Origin of the sequence: Campylobacter concisus (assembly GCF_003048775.2) — a bacterium.
Classification (GTDB): domain Bacteria; phylum Campylobacterota; class Campylobacteria; order Campylobacterales; family Campylobacteraceae; genus Campylobacter_A; species Campylobacter_A concisus_I.
Map to the genome: position 1 here is coordinate 1,612,843 of NZ_CP049272.1, position 21,981 is coordinate 1,634,823.

At 39.0% G+C, this 21,981-nt stretch carries 22 protein-coding genes; 12 read left to right on the top strand and 10 right to left on the bottom strand.

The features are described 5' to 3' along the window. Positions 1-32 precede the first annotated feature (32 nt). Entirely contained in the window at positions 33-344 is a 312-nt protein-coding gene (locus CVT17_RS08045; protein ID WP_107858967.1) for a hypothetical protein, read from the top strand. A gap of 9 nt (positions 345-353) precedes the next feature. Here the strand turns inward: CVT17_RS08045 and CVT17_RS08050 are convergent, their stop codons facing one another. From CVT17_RS08050 to CVT17_RS08090, 9 genes are all read right to left on the bottom strand, one after another. Further along, positions 354-776, bottom strand: a complete 423-nt coding sequence (locus CVT17_RS08050) for a threonylcarbamoyl-AMP synthase (protein WP_021091590.1) — start codon at positions 774-776, stop codon at positions 354-356. Next, on the bottom strand, positions 773-1,660 hold the full coding sequence (locus CVT17_RS08055) for a DMT family transporter (RefSeq protein ID WP_107858966.1): 888 nt from the start codon (positions 1,658-1,660) through the stop codon (positions 773-775). Before CVT17_RS08055 ends, CVT17_RS08050 begins: the two co-directional genes overlap by 4 nt. A gap of 5 nt (positions 1,661-1,665) precedes the next feature. After that, complete coding sequence (locus CVT17_RS08060) at positions 1,666-2,343, bottom strand: DUF799 domain-containing protein (RefSeq protein ID WP_103629292.1); 678 nt, start codon at positions 2,341-2,343, stop codon at positions 1,666-1,668. Further along, positions 2,333-2,737, bottom strand: coding sequence for a DUF4810 domain-containing protein (locus CVT17_RS08065; protein ID WP_107858965.1), 405 nt, complete (start codon positions 2,735-2,737; stop codon positions 2,333-2,335). The genes CVT17_RS08060 and CVT17_RS08065 overlap by 11 nt, the downstream gene beginning before the upstream one ends. Then, complete coding sequence (locus tag CVT17_RS08070; RefSeq protein ID WP_107858964.1) at positions 2,722-3,390, bottom strand: CsgG/HfaB family protein; 669 nt, start codon at positions 3,388-3,390, stop codon at positions 2,722-2,724. Before CVT17_RS08070 ends, CVT17_RS08065 begins: the two co-directional genes overlap by 16 nt. 46 nt (positions 3,391-3,436) lie before the next feature. Next, positions 3,437-4,795: an MATE family efflux transporter gene (locus tag CVT17_RS08075; protein ID WP_107858963.1), complete on the bottom strand. Its 1,359-nt coding sequence runs from the start codon at positions 4,793-4,795 to the stop codon at positions 3,437-3,439. Positions 4,796-4,873: 78 nt separating this feature from the next. Beyond that, on the bottom strand, positions 4,874-6,205 hold the full coding sequence (locus CVT17_RS08080) for an acetyl-CoA carboxylase biotin carboxylase subunit (protein ID WP_072595397.1): 1,332 nt from the start codon (positions 6,203-6,205) through the stop codon (positions 4,874-4,876). Continuing rightward, positions 6,205-6,651 carry an acetyl-CoA carboxylase biotin carboxyl carrier protein gene (gene accB, locus CVT17_RS08085; RefSeq protein ID WP_107858962.1) on the bottom strand — a complete coding sequence of 149 codons (447 nt, stop codon included), beginning with the start codon at positions 6,649-6,651 and terminating at the stop codon, positions 6,205-6,207. The genes CVT17_RS08080 and accB overlap by 1 nt, the downstream gene beginning before the upstream one ends. 109 nt (positions 6,652-6,760) lie before the next feature. Beyond that, positions 6,761-7,603, bottom strand: a complete 843-nt coding sequence (locus tag CVT17_RS08090) for a DUF3737 family protein (RefSeq protein WP_107858961.1) — start codon at positions 7,601-7,603, stop codon at positions 6,761-6,763. 118 nt (positions 7,604-7,721) lie between these two features. On the opposite strand from CVT17_RS08090, the gene dcd reads away from it, so the two are divergent. From dcd to CVT17_RS08130, 8 genes are all read left to right on the top strand, one after another. Then, positions 7,722-8,282, top strand: a complete 561-nt coding sequence (gene dcd, locus CVT17_RS08095; RefSeq protein ID WP_021091674.1) for a dCTP deaminase — start codon at positions 7,722-7,724, stop codon at positions 8,280-8,282. Positions 8,283-8,498: 216 nt separating this feature from the next. Next, the gene (pseB, locus tag CVT17_RS08100; RefSeq protein ID WP_107770592.1) at positions 8,499-9,494 is read left to right on the top strand and encodes a UDP-N-acetylglucosamine 4,6-dehydratase (inverting); all 996 of its coding nucleotides are present in this window, start codon (positions 8,499-8,501) and stop codon (positions 9,492-9,494) included. Next, positions 9,491-10,609 (top strand): UDP-4-amino-4,6-dideoxy-N-acetyl-beta-L-altrosamine transaminase, encoded by a 1,119-nt coding sequence (pseC, locus tag CVT17_RS08105; protein ID WP_107770591.1) that lies wholly within the window; start codon positions 9,491-9,493, stop codon positions 10,607-10,609. The genes pseB and pseC overlap by 4 nt, the downstream gene beginning before the upstream one ends. Then, on the top strand, positions 10,606-11,286 hold the full coding sequence (gene pseF, locus CVT17_RS08110) for a pseudaminic acid cytidylyltransferase (protein ID WP_107770590.1): 681 nt from the start codon (positions 10,606-10,608) through the stop codon (positions 11,284-11,286). Before pseC ends, pseF begins: the two co-directional genes overlap by 4 nt. Then, positions 11,287-12,159 (top strand): UDP-2,4-diacetamido-2,4,6-trideoxy-beta-L-altropyranose hydrolase, encoded by an 873-nt coding sequence (gene pseG, locus CVT17_RS08115; RefSeq protein WP_107858960.1) that lies wholly within the window; start codon positions 11,287-11,289, stop codon positions 12,157-12,159. After that, positions 12,144-12,602, top strand: a complete 459-nt coding sequence (gene pseH / locus CVT17_RS08120; RefSeq protein WP_107858959.1) for a UDP-4-amino-4,6-dideoxy-N-acetyl-beta-L-altrosamine N-acetyltransferase — start codon at positions 12,144-12,146, stop codon at positions 12,600-12,602. Before pseG ends, pseH begins: the two co-directional genes overlap by 16 nt. Positions 12,603-12,605: 3 nt before the next feature. Then, positions 12,606-13,637 carry a pseudaminic acid synthase gene (gene pseI / locus CVT17_RS08125; RefSeq protein WP_107770587.1) on the top strand — a complete coding sequence of 344 codons (1,032 nt, stop codon included), beginning with the start codon at positions 12,606-12,608 and terminating at the stop codon, positions 13,635-13,637. Next, positions 13,634-15,655, top strand: a complete 2,022-nt coding sequence (locus tag CVT17_RS08130; RefSeq protein WP_107770586.1) for a motility associated factor glycosyltransferase family protein — start codon at positions 13,634-13,636, stop codon at positions 15,653-15,655. The genes pseI and CVT17_RS08130 overlap by 4 nt, the downstream gene beginning before the upstream one ends. 264 nt (positions 15,656-15,919) lie before the next feature. Here the strand turns inward: CVT17_RS08130 and CVT17_RS08135 are convergent, their stop codons facing one another. Next, on the bottom strand, positions 15,920-17,425 hold the full coding sequence (locus CVT17_RS08135; protein ID WP_107858958.1) for a flagellin B: 1,506 nt from the start codon (positions 17,423-17,425) through the stop codon (positions 15,920-15,922). Between the two features lie 189 nt (positions 17,426-17,614). Between CVT17_RS08135 and topA the strand changes: the two genes are divergently transcribed. The 3 genes from topA to crcB all read left to right on the top strand — a co-directional run bounded on the left by topA (position 17,615) and on the right by crcB (position 21,609). After that, positions 17,615-19,732, top strand: a complete 2,118-nt coding sequence (gene topA / locus CVT17_RS08140) for a type I DNA topoisomerase (RefSeq protein WP_196373589.1) — start codon at positions 17,615-17,617, stop codon at positions 19,730-19,732. Between the two features lie 684 nt (positions 19,733-20,416). Further along, on the top strand, positions 20,417-21,256 hold the full coding sequence (locus CVT17_RS08145; protein WP_103579450.1) for a biotin synthase: 840 nt from the start codon (positions 20,417-20,419) through the stop codon (positions 21,254-21,256). Continuing rightward, complete coding sequence (gene crcB, locus CVT17_RS08150) at positions 21,256-21,609, top strand: fluoride efflux transporter CrcB (RefSeq protein ID WP_107858956.1); 354 nt, start codon at positions 21,256-21,258, stop codon at positions 21,607-21,609. Before CVT17_RS08145 ends, crcB begins: the two co-directional genes overlap by 1 nt. Positions 21,610-21,981: the final 372 nt, after the last annotated feature.

Consider the following 21,981-nt stretch of genomic DNA (forward strand, 5'->3'; position numbering starts at 1 on the left):
TCGCTAAAAAGCTAAAAGTAGATTAAAAATGCTTGCCAGAGCGAGACTTTTACAAGCAAGAAAGCAAAAAATTACATTTTTATAAAACAGACAACTATATCTACAACTATCCTTATAGCGTCAGTTATCTGCTATCACAATTCTTTCTAAGTGAGTTTAAAAAAGATGAAGCAAAATTTTGCAAAATTTATAAACAATTTTTAATAGAGTGTGGCACAAAAAGCGTGGAAGAGCTAATGAAAAAACACTTTAAAAAAGATACGACAAAGTGCGAATTTTGGCTGATTGGCATAGATGAAGCGCTAAAAAATTTAGATGAGTTTAAAAAGGTAGTGACCGTATAAATTCACTAGTTATCTTAAACGTTTTATTTTTTTTCGAGAAATTTTATAAATTTTTGATGGAGCATCTTCGAAAAAATGATCATCTACTATTTCATCAGCCACGCTCATAGCCCAAGCTTCATTAAAATTTTGCCCATTTTTGTTCGCACTGCTTGAATAAAGCCAGTCAAATTTAGCTAAAAATTTTTCGTGCTCGCACTCTTTTACGACTCTAATAGCCTTTAAATTTGGATACAAAAATGTAGCTTTTCTTGAACGGCGTATAAAATTTTTATACTTTTTTGGCACTCTAACAAGCTCATTTAAAACGCTAAATTTCGCTGTCGTGATAAGGCAAGGTTTATTTTCATCACGCATTTTGGCCTTATTTATCTCTTTATAATCTTTACTCAAAAAGCCGGCTGTCGTATCGGTTTGTGCTAGAAATATCATAATTTTTCTCTTTTTGATAGTAAAAATATACAAGAGATTATTAGAGCAAATCCTAAAAAATCCCAAAATACAAATTTTGTCCCAAGCCAAAAATAGCCAAAAAATGCTGCACTTAGTGGTTCTATGCAGGCTAATAAACTAGCTTTTGCTGCGCCTATGAGCTTAACACCTATCATATAAAAGCTAAATGCAAAAATGGTGCCAAGCGTAATAACAGCAATAAATGCCAGCCATTGATTTATCCCATTAAGCCCAGCAAAATCCCAAACTCTCATATAGCAAGCAAGCACTACTCCACCCATAACCATTCCCCAACCAAGCGTGAGAGTGACTGAATACTTCGCATTTAGCCTTGCTGGAGCTAGGTTATAAACGCAGACGCAAATAGCGCTCACCAAGCACCAAAATAGCGCTTTTGGCGAAATGACAAGAGATGAAATTTGCGCATGTGTGCTCAGGAAAAATACGCCAAGCATGGCTAAAAATAGAGCCAAAATTTCAAGTATTCTTGGGGCGCTTTTTTCTTTTATGCAAATGACCATTAAAATTAAAGCAGGAGCAGTGTATTGAATAACAGTCGCAACTGCGGTATTTGAAAGCTCAATGGAGTAAAAATAAGCATACTGCGTCATCATAAGCCCAAGCAAGGCATAAACTAAAAACTCGCCAAGTAGTTTTATATCTTTAATCGGAGCAAAAACGGTACTTGGTTCTTTAAAAGCATAAAAAATCACAACAACAATGCCAGCTAGCATCAGTCTATATGGCACCAAAAAATCAGAACTTATACCAAGTGAAAATAGATACTGCCCACAAACCCCGCTAAATCCCCAAAGGATACCGCCAACCAAAGTAAGGAGTATCCCAAGACGATGAGTATTCATTAAATTTATCTATCTTTATGAAGCTGTGCATCTTTGCCATAATACGGCGAATATGGTCCATAAAGTATGCAGTTATGGCAATCTCTTGAAAATAAATAAGCATCTGCCATCACTGCTAGATCGTATGATCTATCTGAGATGGTATTTGCCACCTGCGAGATGACAGCTGAGACTAACATGCCAAGTAGGCTACTTTGACCGCTGCTGCTATCTTCTGCTGCCATAGCACTGCCTTGCCAAAGAGTAGCGCCGCTTTTTATATCGATAAGCTTTGCTTCAAGGACAACCTTTGTTGAGCTTGAGATGACTGCATAGCTCGTACCATAATCTTTTATATTTATGTAAAGCACACTATCTGCATGGAAAATTTTATCAAGCTTATTTAGTGGCACGGCTGCGATCTCGCTTGGCTCGGTTATGCCATTTAGCTTAAAGGTATCATTTACAAGAGCTACTGGAAATACGTAGTACCCTGCTTCACTTAATGGTGCGACTGCATTTGCCAAAACAGCAGCTGGACCTGAAATTTCTGTGCTATCGTTTGTTGGCATAAGCACTAAGATAGAGTGAGGTCTTTTTTGTAAAAATTCTGAGTAGTCGTATGGCTCAGGCTCTTTTATAGAGCAACCCGTAAAAAATACTACCAAAAATATGGCGGCTATAAATTTCAGGCTATTTTTCATTATTTGCCCCCTCTTTTTGCTCTACTTTTTTTGGAGTTAAATTTTTAGAGCCTTTGATGAAATTTATATACTCCCTTGACTCTGGGAAATTCTCTACTTCTTTGTCAAAATTTGCATTTGCAGCGCCTAAATTTCCGTTATTTAGATACAAAAGTCCAAGGTGTGCGTATACGCCAGGAGCGATCTTGTAGCCCTTTTGTGTTGATATCTGCACCAAATTTTCTAAGCGTGAAATTTGCTCGTTTGTATCGCCCTCTTCATTTAGATAGCTATATAGCGAGCTACTATATGATCCATCCCAATAATAAAGCGATCTTGGAGCGTTTGAATGGCCGCAACCCGCTAAAAATAGCACAAAAAGCGCGAGGCCAGCAAGCTTTATTTTACTTGCCATGCTCCACTTTCTATGCCATTTACTAGATTATTTACCGCTTCAATAATAGCTAGGCTTAAAACCTTGCCATTTAGCGTAGAGTCGTATCCTGCTGTGCCACCAAAGCCGATGATCTCTCTGTTTGAAAGGGTGTATTCGCCAGCACCGCTAACCGAATAGACAACCTCAGCTGTTCTGGTATCAACGATATTTAAATTTACCTTTGAATAGGCAGTTTGTTGCTTACCTTTGCCAAGTATGCCAAATAGCTGATGATCGCCCGTAGTTTTTCGTCCAAACTCGGTCACATCACCAGTTATCACGTATCTTGCACCTTTTAGATTTTGAGCAGTTTTACTTAGCTCGCTCTCTTGTTTGGTCACTTTCATATTTGATCTATCAAGCACCAAAAATCTACCACTTTGCTGTAAATTTGTGATCAAAATGCTTTGAGCTTGGTTGCCAAGCCTATCCTCGCCATCAGCAAATACACCATTTTGGTAAGCTGATTGATTATTAAATCGGCCTATCGAAACTGAAATTTTTTGACCATTGTAAACTGTGCCGTAGCTTGCTACTTTTGGAGTCTCAACAACCCTTGAGCTCTCACTCGCACATCCAGCAAAAAGAGCTGCCGTAAGCAAAACTGCACCAAATTTAAATATATTTTTCATTTTTATCCTTTGCGACAAAATCGCTTGTATATTACTAAATTTCTTTTTAAATAGCTTTAAATTTCATCCATGTACCTTTTAGATATCTAATTGTAAAAAGCACCGCCTTTACAGCCCAGTCAGCAAACATTGCAAACCAAGTACCTATCATACCAAGATCAAATGTAAGTGCAAAAATATAGGCCAATATGACTCTACAAGCAAACATGCAAACTAAATTTACAATCATCGGATATTTAGCGTCCCCAGCAGCACGAAAAACGGTCGGATATGTGTAGGCAAGTGGCCAAATAAGACACATAGCGATACCGTGATACCAGACGATCTGCCTTGTTAAATTTATGGCTTCTTCCGAGAGATTATAAACAAGAAGCAATGGCTCAAGTAAAAGCAAAATTACTGCTGTGCTAAAAAGCTGCACGATGTAGATGCTTATCATTGATTTTCTTACGTAAAATTTAGCCTGAGCAAAGTCGTTTGCGCCGATGCATCTAGACACTACGACGCTTAGGCCTGTGCCTATCGCCATGCCAGGGAGCACTTGAAACATCACGATCGTCCCTCCCACGGCATTTGCAGCGATACTTGCTGTACCAAAGAGTGAAACAAGACTCAAAACGATGATACGACCCACATAAAACATCGAATTTTCAAAGCCATAAGGTACGCCGATGTTTAAAATTTTCTTGATGATTTCGTAGTCAAATTTATAGATGAAGCTCTTTCTTATGTGAAGTTTTAGTCTTATATCAAGAAGCAAATAGACTATAACAAAGCAAGCAAGCATCTTGGCTATAAGCGTACTGATGGCAATACCTAAAATACCAGTATGAAATGTATAAATACTAATGGCAGTTAGAAGTACGTTTAATAAATTTGCAGCCGCCATAATATACATAGGAAGCTTGGCATTTGACATCGTGCGAAAGATCGCCGCAGCTGCTGCATAGACAGCTAAAAATGGCGCGGAAATGGCCGAGAAAACAAGATAGTGGCTAGCATCATGCCTTACTTGCTCACCAATATCACCAAAGACATAATCTAGGATAATATCTTTTAAAACTATGATGACCGCTGCGATAAAAAGGGCAAAGATAAAACTAAACCAAACGAGCTGATTTGCTGTGATTTTGGCATTGCCACTTTGTTTATTACCAAGATACTGGCTAGCAACCACTGAGCCGCCAGTAGCTATAGCAGTAAATATGCTAATAAAAAGCGCCATGACAAATTCCACAAGACTAATCGCACTTACAGCGCTTTCACTAACACTTGCTGCCATTAGCGAGTTTGCAAGCCCTAAGCTATACTCTAAAAACTGCTCAACCGCAATAGGGAAAAATAGCTTTGCAAGGTCGGCATTTGAGAAAAATTTTGTATTTTGATCTTTGATTTTGTTTACCATGCTTCCCCTAAGATAAACTTAAAAATTTTAATATATTTAAGCCAAGATCTGCTTTTTTGCAAATCCTGACTTAAAAATTTAGTGTCTTGAAAGATAATTTGTATCGTAGTTATTGCTTAAAAAGTCTTTGTTTTCCATCATAGCGATGTGAAAATCTTTTGTTGTTTTTATGCCATTTATTATGAGTTGATCAAGAGCTACTTTCATCTTATGGATCGCCCTATTTCTATCAGTGTCCCAAACCACAAGTTTGCCGATCATACTATCGTAATACGGCGGTATCGAGTAGTCTTGATAGATATGGCTATCCATTCTTACATTGCGGCCACCTGGGCAGACATATTTTGTGATCTTTCCAGGACACGGCGTAAATGTATTTGGATCTTCAGCTGTTATCCTGCACTCGATCGCATGACCTTTTAGCTCAATGCTCTCTTGTGATGGTAGTGCCTCGCCTTCAGCCACTTTTATCATAAGCTCGATGATATCAAGTCCGCTTACCATTTCGCTCACTGTGTGTTCAACTTGAAGTCTTGTATTCATCTCAATGAAATAAAAGTCTAAATTTTTATCAACCAAAAATTCAAACGTACCAGCTCCCTCGTAGCCGATCGCTTTTGCCGCCTTTATGGCAGTTTCGTGAAGTCTCTCTCTTGTCTTTTCGTCAAGCAGAATAGCTGGACTCTCTTCGATTAGTTTTTGGTGGCGACGCTGCATAGAGCAATCACGCTCGCCGATATGAAGCACATTGCCATGGCTATCGCCAATTACTTGAACTTCGATGTGGCGTGGGTTTAGGATATATTTTTCCATATACATTGTGCCATCGCCAAATGCACTCATCGCCTCGCTCTCAGCAGACCAAAATGCTTTTTCTAAATCAGCCTCTTTTTCAACCACGCGCATACCACGTCCGCCACCACCTGCTGCAGCTTTTAATATGACTGGATAGCCTATCTTTTTAGCTAGCTCTTTTGCTGCTTTTGTGTCAGCCACAGCACCGTCTGAGCCAGGTATGACTGGTACGCCAGCTCTTTGCATGACTTGCTTTGCCTTACTTTTATCACTCATTAAAGCCATTGCAGCGACACTTGGTCCTATAAATTTGATCTTGTGGTGTGAGCAAATTTCAACAAAATTTTGATTTTCACTTAGAAAGCCATAACCAGGAAAAATAGCGTCTGCTTCGCTGATCTCAGCTGCACTTATGATAGCTGGGATATTTAGATAGCTGTCGCTTGAGCGCTCTTTGCCGATGCAAATGGCTACGTCGGCATATTTTACGTAAAGTGCGTCTTTATCAGCGGTTGAATAGACTACAACAGCTTCTTTACCCATCTCCTTTATCGTTCGCAAAGCACGAAGAGCGATTTCGCCTCGGTTTGCGATTAAAATTCTTTTTAATTCCATTAATTTTTCTCCACGCCAAATAACGGCAATCCAAACTCAACTGGCTGTCCGTCAGAGACTAGCATCTCAGTGATCTGGCAGTCAAACTCAGCCTCGATCTCGTTCATTATCTTCATAGCCTCGATGATGCCTACTACATCGCCTTTCCTTACTCTTTGACCTACTTTTACAAATGGAGCGGCACCTGGGCTTGGAGCAGCGTAGAAAGTACCTACCATAGGAGATTTTATGCTATCTTTTGGTGAGTTTGCAGCTGGTTTTACCTCTGAATTAACGACTACATTTACAGGTGCTGGAGTTGGCGCTTGTGCTGCTGGTTTAGCAGGCGCGCAATAATCTGAAAATTTTTCAAGCTCTACCTCAAAATCACCACTTTTTATTTTGATATGATTCATCTCCATATCATTAAAAAATTCGATAAGCTCTTTTATATCTTCTTTTTTCATAGAAATTTCTCCTAAATTTTTATATAAGCGTCTAATTGTAGCGAAAATTAGATAAAAAATTTTTTTATGAAGCAAAAACGAGAACTCAAAGCTACTCTTTTTTGCTAAGTTATTTTTCAGTAATAATTATCTTAATGCCTTTAGTATCAACTAAACTTTCATCGATGATGATCTCATCTATCTTTGCTGCCCTTATCACGCCACTTTTTGGATTTTTTATGCTTTTTATCGCTCCGCTTGTGCTTACATCGACACTTGAATATTCAAACGCAAGACTCGTGTCCATAAAAATGCAACCTTTTACGATCAAATTTTCCACGTAACAAAGTGCTTGCAGACTCTTTATCGTGCAGCTTATGAGCGTTACATTTTTTGAGTTCCAAGCTAGATATTCACCTGAGATTAGGCAGTTTTGTGCGGTCACGTTTTCGCAGTTCCAAAATGCATCTTTTGAGATGAGCTTTGAGTTTGTGATATGGACATTTTTACAACCATCAAAGCAGTAGTTCCCGTCTAAATTTAGCCCATTGATCTCTAAATTTTCGCTATTTGCCCCAAAGTAATCGCCCCTAGCAAAGACGTTTTTTATCTTCACATCCGCGCATCCCCAAAGTGTTTCACTAGCATCTGAGAAATTTACATTTTCTAGCGAAATTTGCGAGCTTTTTCTAAAGCTTTTTGGAGCGTTGATGAGCGCGTCTTTGAAGCTTAAATTTGCACTGTACCACATGCCAGCTCTTGCTAGAGGCTCCAAGTATCCGCCATTTAGCGTGACATCACTTGCGTACCAAAGTGGGTATTTGTAGGCAAAAACGCACTCATTTAGCTTTAAATTTGAGCTGTGCTTTAGCGGCGACTCGCCATCCTCAAAGATACAGTTTGTAAAATTTACACTTCTTGCCCCAAACATCGCACGCTCGCCAGTAAAAATTTCTGCATTTTTCTCTTGCATTTTTGTCCTTTATTAATTTTTGCTGTTAAAATTATACTAATTTTCATCTAATTTATTCGCTTTATTAAATTTACTTTAAAGACGCAAAGCGTTATAATCGCCCAAAAAAGGAGCAAAAATGGGTTTAAAGTCAGATTCTTGGATAAGAAAAATGTCTGTTGAGAAAAATATGATAGTGCCATTTGCTGAGGAACAAGTGGGTCGTGGCGTCGTTAGTTACGGCGTTTCTAGCTACGGCTACGATATCCGCGTTGGTGATGAATTTAAAATTTTTACAAACATCGGCGGAACCGTAGTCGATCCTAAAAATTTCGACGAAAAAAACGTAGTAGATTTTAAGGGAGACGTCTGCATCGTCCCGCCAAATTCGTTCGCTCTGGCGCGCACTATAGAGTATTTTAACATGCCAGATAACGTACTAGCGATCTGCCTTGGCAAAAGCACCTACGCAAGGTGCGGCATCATCGTAAACGTCACGCCTTTTGAGCCAGGATTTAAGGGGCATATCACGATAGAAATTTCAAACACGACTCCACTTCCTGCAAAAATTTATGCGAACGAAGGCATCGCACAGGTGCTATTTATCGAGGGTGACGAGCCTTGCGAGGTAACCTATGCTGACAAAAATGGTAAATATCAAGCTCAAGAAGGCATCACACTGCCAAGAATTTTGAAATAATTTTTAGCCTTTGCGACCTTGCAAAGGCTAAATTTTAAACACTACTTTTATGATTTCCTCTAAACATTAATTAAAATTTGACGAAATAGAATCTAGAAAGATAAAAAAGTTTTAATAAATTTTAAAATTTTGGCATAGCTTTTGCTTAAATTTTTATAAAATACAATTTAGATTTAGCTATTTATACCCCAAAAATAGTTAGTAAAGGGCGCAATAATGTTTAATGATAAATCAATACTAATCACCGGCGGAACAGGAAGTTTTGGTAAAAAGTACACCGAAATTTTGTTAAAAAAATACAAGCCAAAAAGGCTAGTTATCTACTCACGCGATGAGCTAAAGCAATACGAAATGGCCCAGGTCTTTAAAGACAAGGCCATGCGTTTTTTTATCGGCGACGTGAGGGACTATAAGCGCTTGAGAACTGCGATGAACGGCGTAGACTACGTCATCCACGCAGCTGCGATGAAACACGTGCCAATCGCAGAATACAACCCAATGGAGTGCATCAAAACAAACATTGACGGCGCTCAAAACGTCATAGACGCCTCTTTGGAGTGTGGCGTTAGCAAGGTGATCGCTCTCTCAACCGATAAAGCTTGCAATCCTGTAAATTTGTATGGAGCCACAAAGCTAGCAAGCGATAAGCTCTTTGTTGCTGCAAATAATATTGTTGGGGATAAAAAGACAAGATTTAGCGTCGTAAGATATGGAAATGTCGTTGGCTCTCGTGGATCAGTCGTGCCGCTCTTTAAAAAACTGATCGCACAAGGTGAAAAAGAACTTCCTATCACGCATGAGAAGATGACCAGGTTTTGGATCACGCTTGAACAAGGTGTAAATTTCGTCCTTAAAAACTTTGAGAGGATGAAAGGCGGCGAAATTTTCATACCAAAGATCCCATCTATGACGATGGTCGATCTTGCAAAAGCCCTTGCACCAGAGCTTGGCGTCAAGATCATAGGCATTCGCCCAGGCGAAAAGATGCATGAGATGATGATCTCAAGAGACGACGCGCATCTTACATACGAATTTGATGATTACTACGTTATTAGTCCGTCTATCCAGTTTTTAACAGCGCAAGACTTCTCGACAAATGCTCTTCATCAAAAGGGCAAACCAGTGAGCGAGGACTTTGAATATAGCTCAAATACAAATAAAATTTGGCTCGATAGAGCAGGCCTTCTTGAGATGATAGGAGATGCTAAATGATCCCTTACAGCCGTCAGCAGATCACAGAAGAAGATATCAAGGTAGTAGCAGATGCACTAAGAGACGACATCTTAACAGGTGGTCAAAAGGTCAGTAAATTTGAAGAGGAGCTGGCAAAGTATGTTGGCGTAAAGCACGTGATCGCTATGAACTCAGCCACTTCGGCCCTTCACGTAGCCTATCTTAGCCTTGGTGTAAAGGCTGGCGATGAAGTGATCACGACGCCCATCACCTTTGCAGCCACTGCAAATGCAGCTTTGATGGCAGGAGCGCAGGTCAAATTTTGCGACGTAAAAGCAAATGGCAACATCGATGAAGAGAAAATTCCAGCTCTAATCACTCCAAAGACAAAGGCGATAACTGCGGTTGATTACGGTGGCAACCCTGTGGAGCTAGATAAGATCATAAATTTAGCCAAAAAACACGGCATAAAAGTGATAGATGACGCCTCTCATGCCCTTGGTAGCGTGCAAAAAGGCGTAAAAGTGGGCGTTAAGGCTGATATTAGCATATTTAGCTTTCATCCAGTAAAGCCTATCACCACGCTTGAGGGCGGCGCGCTTGCTACAAACGACGATGAGCTCGCAAGGCTAGCAAGGCTATATAGAAGCCACGGCATCACCAAAACAAAGCTTTGGGATAGCGACATGAGCTTGCTTGGATACAACTACAGGATCACAGACGTGGCCTGCGCTTTGGGGCTTAGCCAGCTAAAAAGACTGGACGACTTTATCGCCAAAAGAAATGAGATAGCTAAATTTTATGATGAGAAATTTAGCGGGTGCGAGTATCTTAAAACTACAAAGATTCCAGCAAATACAACTAGCTCAAGGCACCTATATCCAGTGCTTTTGGATGAGAAATTTTGGGATAAAAAAGAGCAAATTTTTGAAGAGCTTTTGCAAAAGGGCGTTGGTGTGCAGGTGCACTACAAGCCAACATATAAATTTAGCTTTTATAAAGCGCTCCTTGGCGAAATTTCACTACCAAATGCGGAGAAATTTTATAGCGCTGAGCTTAGCATCCCTTGCCATCACGGCATGAGCGTGGATGATGCTAAATTTGTCGCAAGTACGCTTTTTGACGTGCTAAAAAGCTTTAGTGAGCAAAAATGATCTGCATCATACCAGCAAGAGGCGGTAGCAAGAGGATACCTGGCAAAAATATCAAAGACTTTTTAGGCAAGCCTTTAATCGCATATAGCATCGAGGCTGCGCTAAATTCTAAAGTTTTTAGCGAAGTAATAGTAAGCACCGATGACGAAATGATCGCAAATGTGGCTAGAGAATTTGGAGCTAGTGTGCCATTTTTTAGGGAGGCGAGCTTAAGCGATGACTACGCGACGAGCACTGACGTGATAAAAGACGCGATAAGGCGCACAAATTCTAGCTTTAGTGACGTCTGCTGCCTTTATGCCACAGCACCGCTTATAACGGCTGAAATTTTAAAAGAAGCCGCAGACGAGTTTAAAAAGCAGGAGTGTAAATTTTTATTTTCAGCAACTGCGTTTGATTTTCCTATACAAAGGGCGATAAAACTTGACGAAAACGCTAGAGTTAGCATGTTTTATCCGCAGTTTGAAAAGACGCGCTCACAAGATCTTGAGCCTGCGTTTCATGACGCTGGGGCATTTTATTTTGGCAAAAAAGAGGCTTGGCTGGAGTGTAGTGCCTTGTTTGCACCACACTCAAAGGCATATTTACTACCAAGAAATTTAGTCTGTGACATCGATACGATAGAAGATTTTGAGTTTGCTAAAAAGCTTTATTTGATAAATAACGGAAAGATCTGATTGAAAGAATTTAAAGGACTCCCCCTGCTAAAAACGCTCGTGCGCGCTGATAGTAGCAGCAAGATAGGGCATGGGCACATCAGGCGAGACCTTTTGCTTGCTAAAAAATCTAGCGACATCTCATTTGCTTCACTAAGACTAGATGGTGATATTTTTGATGAGATAAACTACCCTAAATTTACTCTAACAAGCAGCGAGATAGATGAACTTTGCGAACTTATAAAAGATAATAAATTTGAGCTTCTTATCATCGACCACTACGGCTTTAGCTTTGAAGACGAAAGAGCTATAAAAGAAAAAACCGACGTTAAAATTTTATCATTTGACGACACTTATGAAAAACATTGCTCAGACTACATTTTAAACGTAAATTTATATGCGCAAAAGGCAAGATATGAGGGGCTAGTAGAAAAAAGCTGTGAGGTATTTTGCGGGAGTGAGTTTTTGCTAGTTAGAGATGAGTTTTATGAAGAAGCGCAGGTAAAAAGGGAGAAAATTTACGACTACGCTATCATTCTTGGAGGCACTGATATCTCAGGGCTAAGTGCTAAAATTTCAGAAAAACTGCTCTTAAAAGGGCTAAAAACAGCCGTCATAACAACTAGCGGAAATAAAAACTTAAGCGCACTAAAAGAGATATCTAGTAAAAATGAAAATTTTAGCCTTTTTGTAGATAGTAAAAGCGTAGCAAGGCTGATGAATGAAGCCAAAATGCTCATCATAACAGCAAGCTCGCTTGTAAATGAGGCTTACGTTTTGGGAGCTAAATTTAAAGCCATTTGTGTAGCGGATAATCAAAAAGAGATATTTGCTTGGCTCAAAGAAAATGGGTATGAGGCTTACTGGGGAGATGAAATTTGTTTGAGCTTATAAATTTTACCTCACTTAGTGGCGAGCAAAAGCTGATGGTCTTAAAGTGGCGAAACGACGAGCGGATAGCTAAATTTATGAAAAATAAAAGCGTTGGCAAAGAGGAGCATTTTGCCTTTTTAGAGAGATTAAAGAGCATTCAAGATAAGATCTATTTTTTAGTAAAAGATGAGGGTGAATTTATCGGAGTGGTGAGCTTCGTTGATATAACGAAAGAAAGCTGCGAATTTGGCGTTTATAAAAACCCGGAGCTAAAAGGAGTGGGCAAAAAGTTGCTTGATCTCATAAAAGACTACGCTTTTTTTACATTAAAGGTTGGCTCGCTAAAGGCAAAAGCTTATAATAGTAACGAAAAAGCGCTCGCGCTTTATAAAAATTTTGGCTTTAAGATCTATGCAAAAGATGGTGAGTTTAGCTATCTTGAGCTTAAAAATAAAACGGACTAACGGATGAAAATAGGAAATTTTGATACAGACAAAAAGGTCTTTATAATAGCAGAGCTCTCTGCTAATCATAGCGGCAGCCTAAAAACGGCGGTAGATACGATAAAGGCAGCCAAGCGCGCTGGAGCTGACGCGATAAAGCTTCAGACATATACACCTGATAGTTTGACTCTAAATTCACACCTGGACGACTTTGTCATTAAGGGCGGACTTTGGGATGGGAGAAATTTATACGAGCTTTATCAAGAGGCGCTAACGCCAAAAGAGTGGCACGCTGAGCTTTTTAAAGTAGCAGAAGAAGAAGGGCTTATCTGCTTTTCAAGCCCATTTTACAAGGACGACGCCAACTTCTTAGAGCAGTTTAACCCGCCAGCTTACAAGATCGCAAGTTTTGAGGTAACGGACTATGATTTTGTAGAGTTTATAGCTAAAAAAGGCAAGCCCATTATCATCTCAACTGGCATAGCCTATGAAGAAGAGATAAGAGATGTGGTGCAAATTTGTAAAAATGCAGGCAATAGTGACATCGCTCTTTTAAAATGCACTTCAAGTTACCCAGCGCCGCTAAATAGCATGAATTTGCAAACTATAGCTGATATGAGAAAGAAATTTAGCGTTGAGGTCGGCTTTTCAGATCACACATTAGGCGTGACAGCCCCAGTTGTTGCGGTTAGCCTGGGTGCTAGGATAATTGAAAAGCATTTTATACTTGATAAAAGCGTAAAAAGCGTTGATAGCGCATTTAGTCTTGATGAGAGCGAATTTGCTCTTATGACAAAATGCGTTAGAGAGGCCGAGGAGCTTTTGGGTGTGGTAAACTACGAACTAGATGAAAAAGCGGTTTTAAATAGGAGATTTTCACGCTCACTTTATGCAAGCGCAGATATAAAAAAGGGTGAAATTTTTAGTGAGCAAAATATAAGGAGCGTGCGTCCAGGGTACGGCCTGCACCCTAAATTTTTAAAAGAGCTGATCGGTAAAAAAGCAAAAAGAGATATAAAATTTAGCGAGAGATTAACAAAGGAGGATTTGATATGAATAACAAAAACGATAAGGCATCCAATAAAAAGGCAAAACCATCTAAAGATAATGTATCAAATATCCAAAATCCTATCTTTCAAAAAAATCTTCAAGCACTATTTCAACAAGATGAAATTCTAGCAGCAAGGCTTTGGTCTATTGCTGGTAATGAAGACTATGAAATTTTTATAGGGAAAGACCCAATTGATATAAATTTAATAAACAAGCATACTTTTAAATATATCTATGAAAATCCTGGAGCAGACATTTTAAAGCTACTTGAAGATATAGAAAGTGACTATAAACGTTATCCGATACTATTTTTTTATGGACTAGGCAATGGCGTACTCTATAAAGCACTAGCAAAAAATGAAACACACCAAAAAATCGTGGTCATAGAGCCAGAGATCGAGATCATATATCTTGTTTTAAATGTTATTGATCTATCAAGCGAACTAGAAAGTGGGCAGATAATACTTTTTTATTCAAAATTTGCAACCTATACACATTTTTATTATCTGGTTACAGAAGCAAAACTAAACTCATATGCAAAAACCTATGATAATCTTATGATTCATATGCCTTTTTATGATCAATTTGAAGAGGACTACATAAGAATAAATAAAGAGATTACAAGAGCATTTTCTCAAATAGTAGTTGCTCACGGCAATAGCATAGACGATCTTTTATTAGGCACAAGACAAAATTGTGAAAATTTAGTGCCCATGATTAGCAATTATTGCTACACAAGTCTTGTTAAAAAAAGATATGGTCTTATGGATACAGCTATAATTGTATCAACTGGTCCAAGCCTAGATAAACAGCTTAATACGCTTAAAAAATTTGCTCCATATGTTAGCATTATAAGCGTTGATGCCTCTTATCCAATCCTTGCAAGGCATGATATCAAGCCTGATTATGTAATGTCGATTGAAAGAATAGAACCAACTTCTAGTTTTTTTGAAAAAAAACATCCAAATATTGATGACAATATACACTTTGTTGTTGCCTCAGTTACACACAAGCAAACTATTAAAAATATCTTGCCAAGAAAACTAGTACTAACTATGAGACCTCAACAAGAGGAGTATATGTTTGGTCTAAAAAGATATGGATATTTAGGCGTAGGACATAGTTGTGCAAACATGGCCTACCAGCTAGCCTATGTCTTAGGACATAAAAATATCGTTTTCATAGGACAGGATCTAGCATTTGGTAAAGATGGGGCGAGCCATGCGAAAGGTCATGCTTTTGCGCAAGCGGATGAAAATATATTTGTTAAAGCTTATGGCGGAGAGGGAGAGGTTAAAACAACGTATGTTTGGACCCTATTTAAAAACCAGTTTGAAAATGACATCGCCCAATCAAGCTTAGATAATATAAAATCATATAACTGTACCGAAGGTGGTGCTAGAATAGAAGGCACTATAGAAAGGCCATTTTTAGAAGTAATGCATGAGCTTTGCAAAGGCAAAGAGATTAAAAAACTGCCTAATATCAAAAAAGACAGTGAAACGACGGTAAATAAAAACCTTTTAAAAGCTTATAAAGTCATACTTGCAAAAATAAAAGCTCAAAGTGAAGTCAAACAACAAATAGAAAAAGTCTTTTTAGAAGTAGTGCCTAGTATAGATAAATTGCTTGAGCTCAATAAAGAAAATAAAATAGAAAAAAAGCACTTTGATGAGCTTCTTAAAATAACAAAAAAGATAGATAAACTAAAAGATGTAATCGCAAAACGTAATTATCAAAAATATGTAGATAATATATTGCAAATTTCAGTCTACTATCAAGAACTTGAGCTTGCAAAAATTTCTGTAGCACCAAGTGACACAACCATCCAAAAAACCAACAAGCTTCTTATGTGGGTAAATATGCACAAGTACTGGATGTTCTCCGCAGCTGGCGGACTAAATGCCGACATTGAAGTTACTAAAAAAGCTTCAAAAGCACTTGTTACTGAGCTAAAAAAGAGAAAACTAATAACTAAAAACGAGATAGGAAAAGCGAAAGAAAATTTTATACTGAGTATATAAGCTAATTTGTAAGTAGAATTATTTTACTTACAGTCTTTTTATTTGGCTTACTAGTTTTAGTAAGCCTCTGTCACGATTATAAATTTATAACACAACCCATTATAAACCACTAGAGCAAAGATAAAATAGATACATTACTATTTATTTTTAGTAGATAAAGCCCCAAAGTTAGACTTTGGGGCGTGGGTTTGCGTATTGTAAAAGCATTAACACTCTTAAGGCTTTGTTACTGCGACAAAGCCTCTATCTAAAACCTTAATGAAACTATTGTAGAAGCTTCATTACGTTTTGTTGTACGCTGTTTGCTTGACTCATAGCATAAGCACCTGATTGAGCTAGGATGTTATGTTTTGAGAAGTTAGCAGACTCACTAGCAAAATCAACGTCTCTGATTTGAGACTCTGCTGATTTTACGTTAACTTGAGTTACAGTTATGTTATTAACTGTAGCTTGAAGTTGGTTTTGAACTGAACCAAGGTCTGAACGAACTTGATCAAGTGTTTTTTGAGCAGACTCAGCAATACTCATAACAGCCATCGCACCACGAAGTGTCATAACACCAGCAGATTGAGCTACTGATAAAGCTCCACTCATTCTTTGGAAGCCCATAGCAGTTGCTAGGTTTTTATCTATTTGACCTCTTATGTCTCTTAGTGATACTGATTGTTGAGCACCACCATTAGCAGAGAATGCTAATGATAGTTTAGCAACGCCACCAGCATTTAACTTAATATCTCTACCATCAAGGCGAACTAGGTTTAGTCTACCTACGAAACCGGTTAAAGATGTACCCTTACCAGCATTACCTTTGCCACCAAGACCTTTTGAGATATCTTTACCACTTGCTACGATAGCACGGCCATCGCGGCTTGTTAGGACCATTTTACCTGTTTCAGCATCAACAGAAGCTTCAACGCCGGTTTGATCTTTTACAGAGTTGATAGCATTTACAAGCGCACCGTTTGCATCATTTGCTTTAACTTCCAAGTCGCCAATTTTAACGCCATTGATTGTTAAAGACTGAATTAAGCCACCGACAATAGCAGCACTAGCTTTCCAAGTAACATCAGCTGTAGCTCTAACACCAGTTCTATCAGCAACTTTATTGATATTCTCAGCTAGAGCACCAAGTCCTTTACCTATACCTGTTGAGATAGTAGCAGCTGTAACGCCAACATCATTTACACCATCAACGTTTAAGAATTTAAGATTTACTACACCCATAGCTGTAAGTAGTCTTGAACTCTCAAAACGTGTAAGACCGATCTTATCAGATGTGGTCGCACCAATACTTGCTTTAACAGTTTGGTTTGAGTAAGCACCTATTTGGAATTCTTTATTAGAGAATGTTCCGTTTAGCAGTTGCTGACCGTTAAATGAAGTAGTGTTACCGATATTGTCAAGCTCTTCCATTAGACGAACGATATCAGCTTGCAATGCTTGGCGTGATTGAGTTGTTTGGCCGTCTTGAGCTGATTGAGTAGCTTTTGTCTTGATAGTATCAAGAATTTTTAGCTGCTCGTCCATAGCTTTATCGGCAACTTGAATGATACCAATAGCATCATTACCGTTTGCAATAGCTTGACCTAAAGCTGAAGCTTGACTTCTTAAGCTATCTGCGATAGATAGACCTGAAGCATCGTCTGCAGCTGTTTGAATCCTAAGACCTGAGCTAAGTTTGTTAAGTGACTTAGATAGGTCAGTGTTGTTGCTAACTGCGTTAGCGTGTGTGTTAAGTGCGTTTACGTTTGTGTTAATACGAAAACTCATTGTAAATCCTTTTAATTTTTTTAGTTACGACTTCATGTCGCACAAAAACTATATCGTGAAATTTTTTAAAAACTTTATAGGTATGAATGAAAAATTTTTAAAAGATAGACCCTGGGCTTGATTTTTTATGCCTTGATACTTTAAAAATTATTTTTGCTACAATTACGCCAAAAAAATTAAAGGCTATATATAATGAAAAGCTTAATCATCGTAGAGTCGCCTGCAAAAGCGAAGACTATAAAAAATTTCCTAGACAAAAACTACAACGTCATCGCCTCAAAAGGTCACATCAGAGACTTACCAAAAACTAGCTTTGGCATCAAGATAGAAGATGATAAATTTACCCCAGAGTACCGCGTCAGCAGTGATCACTCCGCCATCGTAAAAGAGATAAAAGAACTCGCCAAGGGCGCTGATGAAATTTACCTCGCGACCGATGAGGATAGAGAGGGTGAGGCGATCGCATTTCACATCGCAAACGCTATCGGCAAAGAGCCAACCAGCCTGCCTCGCATCGTCTTTCACGAGATCACTAAAAGTGCCATACAAAATGCTCTAAAAAGCCCAAGACGTGTCGATATGAATAGCGTAAATGCCCAGCAAACAAGGCGCTTGCTAGACCGCATCGTGGGCTACAAGCTAAGCCCGCTTTTAAATTTAAAGATACAAAAAGGCTTAAGCGCTGGACGTGTGCAAAGTGCGGCCCTAAAGATAATAGTCGACCGCGAGCGTGAGATACAGGCATTTAAGCCAGTTGAATACTACACGATTGATACATTTTTCAAAAAAGACCTAGACGCCGAGCTGGTTAAATTTGAAAACCAAAAGATCGAAAAGCTAACTATCCAAAATCCAGACCGCGCAAAATACATAATCGAAAATTTACAAAATGAGAAATTTAGCGTCCGTGAGATCGAGAGCAAAGACAGAAAGATCCAGCCAAACCCACCATTTATGACCTCCACCCTTCAGCAAAGTGCGAGTAACCGTCTTGGCTTTAGCCCTAAAAAGACAATGATGATCGCTCAAAGCCTCTATGAAGGTGTCCAAACTCATGAGGGCTTCATGGGTGCGATCACTTACATGAGAACGGACAGTTTAAATTTAGCCAAAGAGGCCGTCGCAGCCGCTAGAGAGCATATCCTCCAAAACTACGGCAAAGAGTACCTGCCAGCTAAGGCAATAAGCTACATAACAAGCTCAAAGGCCGCACAGGAGGCTCACGAAGCGATACGTCCTACAAATTTAAGCTTTACGCCACAAATCGCTGCTAAATTTTTAGAAAAAGATGCGCTAAAACTTTACACGCTCATCTACAATAGATTTTTAGCATGTCAAATGAGCGCATGTGTCAGCCAAACGCAAAATGTCTACGTCGCAAGCGAAAAAGGTGAGTTTAAGATAAGCGGCAGGAGGGTGCTATTTGACGGATTTTATAAGGTTTATGGCGAGCTTGATAAAGATAAAATTTTGCCAAATTTAAAAAAAGGCGACGAGATGAGCTTGCAAAGCATAAAAAGCACGCAAAACTTCACCGAGCCGCCTTCTCGCTACTCTGAAGCTGGTCTTGTTAAAAAGCTTGAAAGTCTTGGTATCGGTCGCCCAAGTACATATGCGCCAACTATCTCACTGCTAACATCAAGAGACTACGTCAGGATTGAGAAAAAGCAGCTCATACCAAACGAGATCGCATTTAGCATGATAGGTGTTTTAGAGGAGCACTTTAGCAACATCGTCGATAGTGAATTTACCTCACATCTTGAAGAGAAGCTCGATGAGATCGCACTTGATAAGGCTGACTGGCAAAAGGTGCTAAGTGACTTTTACTATCCATTTATGGAAAAAATTAGTGCTGGCAAGACTGGCATAAAAAGTCTAAAAACAGCTACTCCAATCGGCGAGAAGTGCCCAGATTGCGGAAGCGAGCTCTTGCTTAGAAAAGGTAGATACGGCGAATTTATTGCTTGCTCAAATTTCCCAAAATGCAAATACTCAAGAAATGTCACAAAAGATAATGAAAAGAGCGCAGAGACAGGCACTACTGGGGCAACCAAGCCAAAACGCGAGCTTAAAAAGCTTGACGTGCCATGTCCAAAATGTGGCGGCGAGATCGTCGAGAGATTTAGTAGGCGCGGTAAATTTTATGGATGTGCCAACTATCCAAAATGCGACTTCGTCTCAAACTACGAGCCAGTTGAGCAAAAATGCGACGAATGTGGCGGCGATATGATCAAAAAAGAGCTTAAAAAAGGTACATTTATAGAGTGCACAAAATGTAAGAAAAAGACGCTTATTTCTGAAAACTAAAAAATTCTAGCCAAATTTGAGTCCTTGAGCCTAAATTTAGCTTTTATAAATTTGGGCTTTAAATGCCTGATACCACCGCTAAGCTTGGCTAGTATAAAGGGCAAAAACCTTGTCATCAACTACACTTAGTCAGATGGTAGCTTCACATCGCAGTACGCACTTTTTTTGGTGAGCTTAGCGCTTTGCCAAATTTAAAAATAGATCTTTTAAAAGAATGAGCGGAAATTTATAAGAGAAAGTAATGTCATAAGATTTAAGCTTTTCGCATAGTTTTTAATAAATTTATATCTTGGAGCAAATTTTAAAATTTCACTCGCAAGAATTGACTGCTAAAATTTGGATTCGCTTATAGCTTAACTCAAATTTTAGAGCCGAAATTACTCGTTCTTGAAATTTTAAAATTTATCTGATGCTTACCAGATATACGAACGCATTCGACGCAAAGTGATATCACATGCACTTCTAACGTGCGAAGGGCTTAGATGATTTAAAGGGGGATAAGGGGACGGCTTTGCTTCGTTAGCTCACAGCTACAAACAAACCGTAACTCAAGCCCCCTTGCCCCCCCCCTTGTATAAAAATAAATTTATACATTTCATCAAACTATTTTTGCAAATTCATAAATCACCCTACTTAAATTTTAAACCTATCAAAGCTATAATACGCCCCAAAAAAGGATGAAAAATGAAAACAATTATGCTCTGTGCGATATGCTCAGTCACTCAAGGAAACTGCGCCGAGGACTGCGCTTACTGCACGCAAAGCGCCAAAGCTGGTGCCGATATCTCAAAATTTAAAGAAAAAAGCGTGCAACAGGTGGTGGACGAAGCCAAAATGGCTTATAAAAACCATGCTCTTGGATTTTGTTTAGTCACAAGTGGTGCTAGACTAAATGACAAAAAGACCGACTATATCGCATCTTTAGCAAGAGCCGTGAGCAAAGAAGTGCCAAATTTGATGCTCATCGCATGTAACGGCATGGCGACTTACGAGCAGCTTAGCGAGCTTAAAAAGGCTGGCGTTTTTAGCTACAACCACAACCTTGAAACAAGCCGAGAATTTTTCCCAAAAATTTGTAAAACTCACACTTGGGACGAGAGATATCAGACAAATTTAGATGCAAAAAGAGCAGGTCTTATGCTTTGCACTGGTGGCATTTACGGTGTTGGCGAGAGTGAGGCTGACAGAGTGAGCTTTAGAGCTAGTTTAAAAGAGCTTGAGCCATTTTCATCACCGATAAATTTTTTCATCAAAAACGAAGCTCTAACTCTTGATCTGCCTCCTCTTAGTGCGGATGAAGCCCTAAAGATCGTACGTGACACCAAAAGCGCTCTACCAGAAACTAGAGTCATGATAGCTGGCGGTAGGGAGAAAATTTTAGGCGATAGACAATACGAGATCTTTGAAAATGGCGCCGATGCAATCGTCATTGGCGACTATCTCACCGCAAAAGGCGAGAAAGCTAGCAAGGATATCGAGGAGCTTACAAAGCGTGGTTTTAGCTTCGCTAGTATCTGCCATTGATGCTTGTAAATTTACTTTTCGCAGGACTTGGAGGCTTTATCGGAGCTGGATGCAGGTTTTTAGCCGGTGAGCTCCTAAAATTTAGTCACTTTCCGCTAGCCACGCTTGGCGTAAATACGCTTGGTAGCTTCATTATCGGCGTTTTGTTTTGTCTAAATTTAAGCCAAAGCGCGAGAGTATTTTTGGTCGTTGGCATACTTGGCGGATTTACAACATTTTCAAGCTTTAGCCTTGATAGTGTGAAATTTTTAATAGAAGGCGAGCTGGTAAAAGGCTTTTTAAATATCTTTTTAAACCTTGTCTTTTGCCTACTTGCAAGCTATCTTGGCATTTTGCTTGGTAAAAATTTGTGAGGTTTTTAAGGTACGCAACAAAATAACTTTATCTATACCATTTTTAAATTTTAAAGCTTCACTCACTCGCCACTAAATTTAGAGCCGCGATATGCTCGCTTTAATTTACTCAAATTTATCTGATAACAAATCGCATGCAGTGCGTTAGCACTGGAGCATGTCACCTCTAACGTTGTCGGGGTTAGGGGATCGTTAAGGGGGAAGGGAGCGACTTCGTAATTCAAGCCTCTTCCCCCTTAACAAAGAAACAAAACTTTAAATTTCTAAAAACCTTAATTTATAAATTTTAAAATTCCATTCACTCGCAAGAATTGACTACTGATTTTGGGTCTTACAAAGCTTGTCGCTAGAGCCGAAATTACTTGCTTATAA

What these genes read in the sequence shown, in the direction of transcription:
- crcB (WP_107858956.1), top strand. Translation starts at nt 21,256, where the DNA reads ATGCTTGTAAATTTACTTTTCGCAGGACTTGGAGGCTTTATCGGAGCT.
- CVT17_RS08065 (WP_107858965.1), bottom strand. Translation starts at nt 2,737, where the DNA reads ATGGCAAGTAAAATAAAGCTTGCTGGCCTCGCGCTTTTTGTGCTATTT.
- CVT17_RS08075 (WP_107858963.1), bottom strand. Translation starts at nt 4,795, where the DNA reads ATGGTAAACAAAATCAAAGATCAAAATACAAAATTTTTCTCAAATGCC.
- pseC (WP_107770591.1), top strand. Translation starts at nt 9,491, where the DNA reads ATGATCCCTTACAGCCGTCAGCAGATCACAGAAGAAGATATCAAGGTA.
- dcd (WP_021091674.1), top strand. Translation starts at nt 7,722, where the DNA reads ATGGGTTTAAAGTCAGATTCTTGGATAAGAAAAATGTCTGTTGAGAAA.
- CVT17_RS08060 (WP_103629292.1), bottom strand. Translation starts at nt 2,343, where the DNA reads ATGAAAAATAGCCTGAAATTTATAGCCGCCATATTTTTGGTAGTATTT.
- pseF (WP_107770590.1), top strand. Translation starts at nt 10,606, where the DNA reads ATGATCTGCATCATACCAGCAAGAGGCGGTAGCAAGAGGATACCTGGC.
- CVT17_RS08130 (WP_107770586.1), top strand. Translation starts at nt 13,634, where the DNA reads ATGAATAACAAAAACGATAAGGCATCCAATAAAAAGGCAAAACCATCT.
- pseI (WP_107770587.1), top strand. Translation starts at nt 12,606, where the DNA reads ATGAAAATAGGAAATTTTGATACAGACAAAAAGGTCTTTATAATAGCA.
- CVT17_RS08145 (WP_103579450.1), top strand. Translation starts at nt 20,417, where the DNA reads ATGAAAACAATTATGCTCTGTGCGATATGCTCAGTCACTCAAGGAAAC.
- CVT17_RS08090 (WP_107858961.1), bottom strand. Translation starts at nt 7,603, where the DNA reads ATGCAAGAGAAAAATGCAGAAATTTTTACTGGCGAGCGTGCGATGTTT.
- CVT17_RS08080 (WP_072595397.1), bottom strand. Translation starts at nt 6,205, where the DNA reads ATGGAATTAAAAAGAATTTTAATCGCAAACCGAGGCGAAATCGCTCTT.
- accB (WP_107858962.1), bottom strand. Translation starts at nt 6,651, where the DNA reads ATGAAAAAAGAAGATATAAAAGAGCTTATCGAATTTTTTAATGATATG.
- CVT17_RS08135 (WP_107858958.1), bottom strand. Translation starts at nt 17,425, where the DNA reads ATGAGTTTTCGTATTAACACAAACGTAAACGCACTTAACACACACGCT.
- CVT17_RS08050 (WP_021091590.1), bottom strand. Translation starts at nt 776, where the DNA reads ATGATATTTCTAGCACAAACCGATACGACAGCCGGCTTTTTGAGTAAA.
- CVT17_RS08070 (WP_107858964.1), bottom strand. Translation starts at nt 3,390, where the DNA reads ATGAAAAATATATTTAAATTTGGTGCAGTTTTGCTTACGGCAGCTCTT.
- pseB (WP_107770592.1), top strand. Translation starts at nt 8,499, where the DNA reads ATGTTTAATGATAAATCAATACTAATCACCGGCGGAACAGGAAGTTTT.
- CVT17_RS08055 (WP_107858966.1), bottom strand. Translation starts at nt 1,660, where the DNA reads ATGAATACTCATCGTCTTGGGATACTCCTTACTTTGGTTGGCGGTATC.